We start from the raw sequence: 6,393 nt of genomic DNA, 5'->3' as shown, positions 1-6,393 counted from the left end.
TTTTAAAAACCTCTTTAATTAATATAATTATTGTGGATAAATTGTGGATTAATGTTGATAACTTTTTTATAATTATAATCTGTATTATACTTTTAAAAAAAATAAAAAAATAATATTTATTATTTAATATTATAAATGATTTATTTTTTTGTTAAACTAATATTGTTTTTATTAAAAATAAACAGAATAATTTGTTAAGATATAAATATTATGTTAGAATACTCTTAATGATTTTTTATTATAATTTTAAAAAAAGGAGAAAAAAATGAAACCGACATATCAACCAAGTAAGAGAAAACATCAAAAAACTCATGGTTTTTTTGCAAGAATGAAATCTGCAACAGGGATTAATGTTATTAAAAGAAGACGTCAAAGAGGACGTAAAAAATTAACAGCATAGTTTAAAAAAAATAAAATAAGGTGAACAAAATATGGAAAAAAAATACCGCCTTTTGAAAAATCATCATTTTAAATATTTAATTAATGAAGGAAAAAGTATTTCAAATGGTCAATTTTTTATCTATTATATGAATAGAGTAGATTTTGAGACTATACGAGTAGGTGTATCAGTAGGAAAAAAACTAGTTCGTTTTGCTTTTGCACGTAATAAGATTAAACGTCAAGTACGAGGAATGTTAGTAGATATTAAAAAAGATTGACCAGTAGATATAGTAATTATGATTAGAAAAAATTATTTATCTAATACATATGAAGAAAATCTTAGCTCTTTATTACATCTTTTAATGAAAATCCCATTATAGGAGAGTAAAATTAATGCAATATAAAAAGTTTTTATTTCCTGAACAACAGAAAAAAAACGTTTGATTAAAAATAACATGAAAATGAACTAAAATTATTTTAGGGACTTTTTTATTGATGTCAACACTTTGAGGTTGCGGTCAGACTATGGGTGATCCTAATGTTGCAACTAGTGATGTTATTTCAGCTTATGATTTTCAAAAATATAATGTAGCGGCTGTTTTTTTTGAATTACTTATTGGTAACAGTGATGTAGCAAAAAATCACATTTTTCATTTTAATGGTAACAATATTTATGAATATGGATTTACAGGGATTAGAACATGAAGTGAAGCTTGAACGCAAACTAAATCACCGTTCTTTGGAATGTTTGTTTATCCAATTGCTTGAATCTTAGTTAGTATTTCTGCTGGATTAAGTGGTGGAGTTGATGTAAAATCAAAATATTGATCAGTAAGTGTTATTTTTGCTATTATTTTTACAACCTTAATTATTAAACTTATTACATTAGTATTTACTTTTAAAGCCCAACAAAATCAGGAAAAAATGCAATCAGTGCAAATGAAAACTTCCGAAATTCAAGCCAAATATAAACATTCACGTGATCCAAGTGCAAAACAAAAACAACAAATGGAATTAATGGCTATTTATAAAAAAGAAGGAATAAATCCAATGGCTGCTTTTATTCCAATGTTTTTATCACTTCCTTTCTTAACAGCTATGTTTACTGTTATGAAATCAACTAATTTATTAAAAAATACTGTTGTTGGTGCTATTAGTTTAGTTGAACAACCATGAACTATGGTTACCCATGGCCAATTTATGTATTTAATAATTATTGTTATATATATACCAACACAATTAGTTTCTATGTTATTACCGATGTTTTTAAATCGTTCACGACAGAAGATTAAAACTAAAGAAGCAAAAGCTGCATTAAAAAAACAAGTTATTATTCAAAGCGTTATGATTTTTATGTTTTTATTTTATGTATGTGTTGCTCCTTCAGGATTAGGCATTTATTGAATTATTTCTGGAATATTACAAATATTTCAAACTCTTGGTTTTCATTACTATAATAAACATAAACGTAGCCGTTATAAAAAAAATGGTACAATTAGTACACCATTTTCAAGTAAGATTAAAAAGATATTTACAAAATCTGAAATAGTTGTTCAACCTAAAAAAAATAAGTAATTTATTATAATGTGGAGAAAAAAAAGATGGAAATTAAATCATTTAAAAAAAATATTGATTTAGAAAAAACTATCAAAAATTTACCCCCCAAGACATTTTATATAAAATTAGGTATAGAAAAATGTTTATTTAAAACCATTACTAAAATTTTTATTTTTAACGAAAATGATGTTAAAAATTATTTGAATGATAAATGACATGATTTATTGGAACTTTTTAATATAAAAAATTATCAAGAAGAAATAATATTAAATGGCAATAAATTTTATATTAATATTAATTGTAAAAATGAAAATTCAATTTTAATTGGCAAAAAAGGTTATACAATTAGTGCTTTACAAAATTTACTTATTACTTATTTAGAAACAAAATTTAAAAGAAACTATCAAATAGTAATAAATGTTAATAATTATTTAAATATTCAAAAACAAAATTTAAAAATTAGAATATATGAAATTATAAAAAAAATAAGAATAAGTAAAGAAATGTTTCATTTTGAATCAATGCCTAATAACCAAAGAAAAATTATACATGAAATACTTAAAAATATTGAAGGAATATCAAGTTTTTCTGAAGGTATAGGTTATAACCGTCATGTAGTAATTAGATTGGAAAATTAGAGTAATCTAAGATTTAAAATCTTAGATTGTTTAAATGAAAAGAGGAAAAAATGTTAAATGATACTATTACTGCAATTGCAACCGCCCCTTTAAATCAAGCAATTAGTATTATTAGAATTTCAGGAAAAGATACTTATGAGTTATTAAATAAGGTTTTTGATAAAGATATTTTAAATCAAAAAGGCCACACTTTAATAACAGGATATATTATTGATCATAATAAGAATAAAATTGATCAAGTTGTTTTGGCATGTTATCGCGCTCCCAAATCTTTTACAGGTGAAGATACAATTGAAATTAATTGTCATGGTGGAGTGCTAATAACACAAAAAATTTTGCAATTATTACTATCTACAGGTATGAGAATGGCAACAAGAGGAGAATTTACGAGAAGAGCTTATTTAAATGATAAAATTGATTTAATTGAAGCAGAAGCAATTAATGATTTAATTATGGCTGAAAATAATACTATTTTAAAAACCGCTATTAATAGTTTAAGTGGTAAAACAAGAATACTAATTGATGAATTATCTTCAGAATTACTAACTTTAATTGCTAATATAACAGTTAATATTGATTATCCTGAATACGATGGGGTTGAGGAAAAAACAATTAATAATGTTATTCCTTTAGTTGAAAAATTTTTAAATAAAATAAAAGTTATTAAAGAACATAGTAAAATTACTAAAACTATAAAAGAGGGAATTAATACAGTTATTATTGGAAAACCTAATGTTGGAAAATCTTCCCTATTAAATGTGCTTTTAAATGAAGATAAAGCTATTGTTTCTAATGAAGAAGGAACAACAAGAGATCTGGTAGAAGGCAAAATTAATTTGGGTGATATTAGTTTAAATTTAATTGATACAGCAGGTATACGTCATACTTTAAATGATATCGAAAAAGCAGGTATTGATAAATCACATAAGGCTTTAAACGAAGCAGATTTAATAATATTAGTACTAGATGGTTCAAAAGATTTAAGTATTGAGGATAAACAATTATTAGAAAAAATAAAACATAAAAATTATCTTATTGCTATTAATAAAACGGATTTAAGGTTAAAATTAAAATTAGACATTAAAAATAATTTTAATGTGGTAAAAGTTAGTGCAATAATGGGCGAAATTGAAAATCTAATTTTAGGAATAAAAAATAAAATTATAACTACTGAAATTAATTTTGATAAAGAATTACTTTTTGCAAATACAAGACAATTAGCATATTTGGATGAAATTGAACTTAGTATTTCAGAAGCATTAAAAGATTTAAAAAAGAATATTTCGATAGACTTAATTATTGTTCACTTACAAACTGCATGAAATAAGATTTTAGAAATGCAAGGTAAAAAATTTGAAACTGATTTATTAGATGAAATTTTTAAAAGATTTTGTTTAGGAAAATAAAAGGGAAGGTAAAATATATGACTAATAATGGAATTTTTGATACTCATTGTCATTTAATGTCAAAACATTATGATGAAACAGAAATATTAAAATTATTAACTGATGCTTATTCAGCAGGTGATAGTATTGGTAGTATTTGTAATGTTGGTTTTGACTTAAATACTAGTAAGCAAGCTGTTAGTCAAATTTATGAATTTGAGAGTGAAGAAAAAATTCCTAATCTTTATGCAGCTGTAGGTATTCATCCAACAGAAGTAAATACTTGCGATAGTAATACTATTTCAGAATTGAAAAAATTAATAGCAACTGGTAAAGTAGTTGCTATTGGTGAAATTGGATTAGATTATTATCATAAATTTACAGAACCACAATTGCAAAAAAAATGATTTATTGAACAACTAAAATTAGCTAAAGAACATAAATTACCCGTATTATTACATATTCGTAATGCTTTTGAAGATGCTTTTGAAATTATTAAAAAAGAAAATATTACTAATGGTGTTCTTCATTGTTTTACGGGAACAAAAGTAATAGCTGAAAAATTTATAAAACAAGGTTTTTATATTTCTTTTGCAGGTAATGTGACATATAAAAATGCTTTGAAGTTACAAGAGGTAGCAAAAAATATACCAATTAATAAAATATTAGTTGAAACAGATGCGCCATATTTGACTCCTGAACCAAAAAGAGGCAAAAATCCCAAAAATGGATTAACAATTAATCATCCAGAAAATATAATATTTACAGTTAATAAAATAGCTGAATTAAAGAAGATCCCAAAACAAAGTATTATTAATGCAACTAGGGAAAATGCTATTAATGTTTTTAAATTAAATAATGAATTGAAAAGAAATAATGAGTAATAATGAGAAGTTTAAAGTAGCCATTTTTTTAGCAACAGGCTATGAAATGGGTGAAGTAATAATTACTATTGATCTATTAAGAAGGGCTAATATTATTATTGATTTAGTAAGTATTGAAAATGACTTAAAAATCAAATCAAGTCATAATGTTTTTATTTTATGTGAAAAGAAAATCAGTGATATTGATTTGTTAAGTTATAAGATGCTAATTTTACCGGGTGGTAAAATTGGAGTAGAAAACTTAAACAAAAATGAATTATTAAAATCAATGTTAGTTATTTTTGCTAAAGATAGTAATAAGTTTATTGCTGCTATTTGTGCAGCACCGCAAATTTTAGGGCAATTAAATTTAATAGATAACAAAAAAATTACGCATTATCCAGACACTAATATTGGTTTAAATAAAAGTATTATTTTAGATGAAAAAGTAGTAGTTGATAATAATATTATAACTGGAAAATCAATTGGTGCTGTATTTGAATTTGGTTTAAAGTTAATTGAAGTTTTAGAAAGTAAAGAAATTAGTGAACAAATTAAAAAACAATTAGTTTTTTAATTTGTATTTTTTTATATAAAGTTAAAGTTATTACTTTTAAAATAGTTAATGGCTTATACTTTTTATACAGTTAAAATAATAATTTTAAATATAAAAAATACATTTTAATTGATAAAAAATATTGTTGACATTTAAAAATGTATTTTTTTATTTTTTTTAAAATAATAATATAATAAGTGTATAAAAAAGGGGGTTTTTATAAAAATGAAAAAATGATTAAATATTTTAGGAACGATTGGATTTACAACAGTAAGTACAACAGCAATAGTTGCTTGTAAAACATCAGAAAGTATTTTAAGTAAATCATTTGCTTCTAGTTATAATGTTGGTGACTTTAGTAATTTAGAAGGTTTTGGTATTAAATATAACGAAGAAAATAATACATATGATTTTGTTTGATCAAAATTAACAGTAGATTTAGCAACTATTATAGTACCAATTAATAATACAGTTCCAGTTCAAAAAATTTCCAAAGATAAAAATATTGAAGTTAAAGAAAATGAATTAGTAGCAATATATTCTGCAGAAGATCAACAAGGTTTAATTATTGGTTCAGAAAATTTTATTACAATTAAAGTTAAATTAAATTTATATAAAGGAGTAAAACAAGAAACAAATAAAGTTGAACTAGTAGATCAAACAGTTGAATATGATGTTTCATTAAATTTATTTGTTAAACAAAACTTAAAATTTTTAACAACTCAAACTGTAAATTGTAAAGCAGATATTGCTGAATTTAAAACTATTTTAGTAAAAGAATTAAAAAAACAAAATGGTTTTTCAAAATTAGATATTAATATGATTAATATTGTAAAAGTAGATGGTGATCCTTTAACTACAGAAGATTTAAAAGAACATGATACACATGTTAAATTAACATTAACAGATGAAGGAAAGAACCATTTTATTGGTGAAAATAACGATTTAAAAGTTAATTGAGTTCCAGAAGTTTAATAAAATAAATTATGGAATATTTATAAAAATAAAAATGT

The 6,393-nt window shown here is 23.2% G+C and carries 8 protein-coding genes; all 8 read left to right on the top strand.

What is annotated here, in order from left to right; translation table 4 throughout:
- The first annotated feature begins 265 nt into the window (after positions 1-265).
- Entirely contained in the window at positions 266-400 is a 135-nt protein-coding gene (gene rpmH / locus AAHM89_RS12740; protein WP_174481423.1) for a 50S ribosomal protein L34, read from the top strand.
- Between the two features lie 31 nt (positions 401-431).
- Positions 432-761, top strand: coding sequence for a ribonuclease P protein component (rnpA, locus tag AAHM89_RS12735; RefSeq protein ID WP_174481422.1), 330 nt, complete (start codon positions 432-434; stop codon positions 759-761).
- Positions 762-774: 13 nt separating this feature from the next.
- On the top strand, positions 775-1,956 hold the full coding sequence (gene yidC, locus AAHM89_RS12730; RefSeq protein WP_342266549.1) for a membrane protein insertase YidC: 1,182 nt from the start codon (positions 775-777) through the stop codon (positions 1,954-1,956).
- Between the two features lie 26 nt (positions 1,957-1,982).
- Entirely contained in the window at positions 1,983-2,576 is a 594-nt protein-coding gene (locus tag AAHM89_RS12725; protein ID WP_342266548.1) for a protein jag, read from the top strand.
- Positions 2,577-2,626: 50 nt separating this feature from the next.
- The gene (mnmE, locus tag AAHM89_RS12720) at positions 2,627-3,982 is read left to right on the top strand and encodes a tRNA uridine-5-carboxymethylaminomethyl(34) synthesis GTPase MnmE (RefSeq protein WP_252319038.1); all 1,356 of its coding nucleotides are present in this window, start codon (positions 2,627-2,629) and stop codon (positions 3,980-3,982) included.
- 17 nt (positions 3,983-3,999) lie between these two features.
- A complete protein-coding gene (locus tag AAHM89_RS12715; protein ID WP_342266547.1) occupies positions 4,000-4,845 on the top strand; it encodes a TatD family hydrolase in 846 nt (281 codons plus the stop codon).
- Positions 4,838-5,401, top strand: a complete 564-nt coding sequence (locus AAHM89_RS12710; RefSeq protein ID WP_342266546.1) for a DJ-1 family glyoxalase III — start codon at positions 4,838-4,840, stop codon at positions 5,399-5,401. The genes AAHM89_RS12715 and AAHM89_RS12710 overlap by 8 nt, the downstream gene beginning before the upstream one ends.
- Positions 5,402-5,605: 204 nt before the next feature.
- Positions 5,606-6,355 carry a lipoprotein gene (locus tag AAHM89_RS12705; RefSeq protein ID WP_342266545.1) on the top strand — a complete coding sequence of 250 codons (750 nt, stop codon included), beginning with the start codon at positions 5,606-5,608 and terminating at the stop codon, positions 6,353-6,355.
- Positions 6,356-6,393: the final 38 nt, after the last annotated feature.

The sequence above is a fragment of the Spiroplasma endosymbiont of Villa modesta genome, from assembly GCF_964030925.1.
Taxonomy (GTDB): Bacteria; Bacillota_I; Bacilli_A; order Mycoplasmatales; family VBWQ01; genus Spiroplasma_E.
The sequence above is the reverse complement of the archived record's forward strand: the minus strand, read 5'-3'. Positions and strand labels throughout refer to the sequence as shown.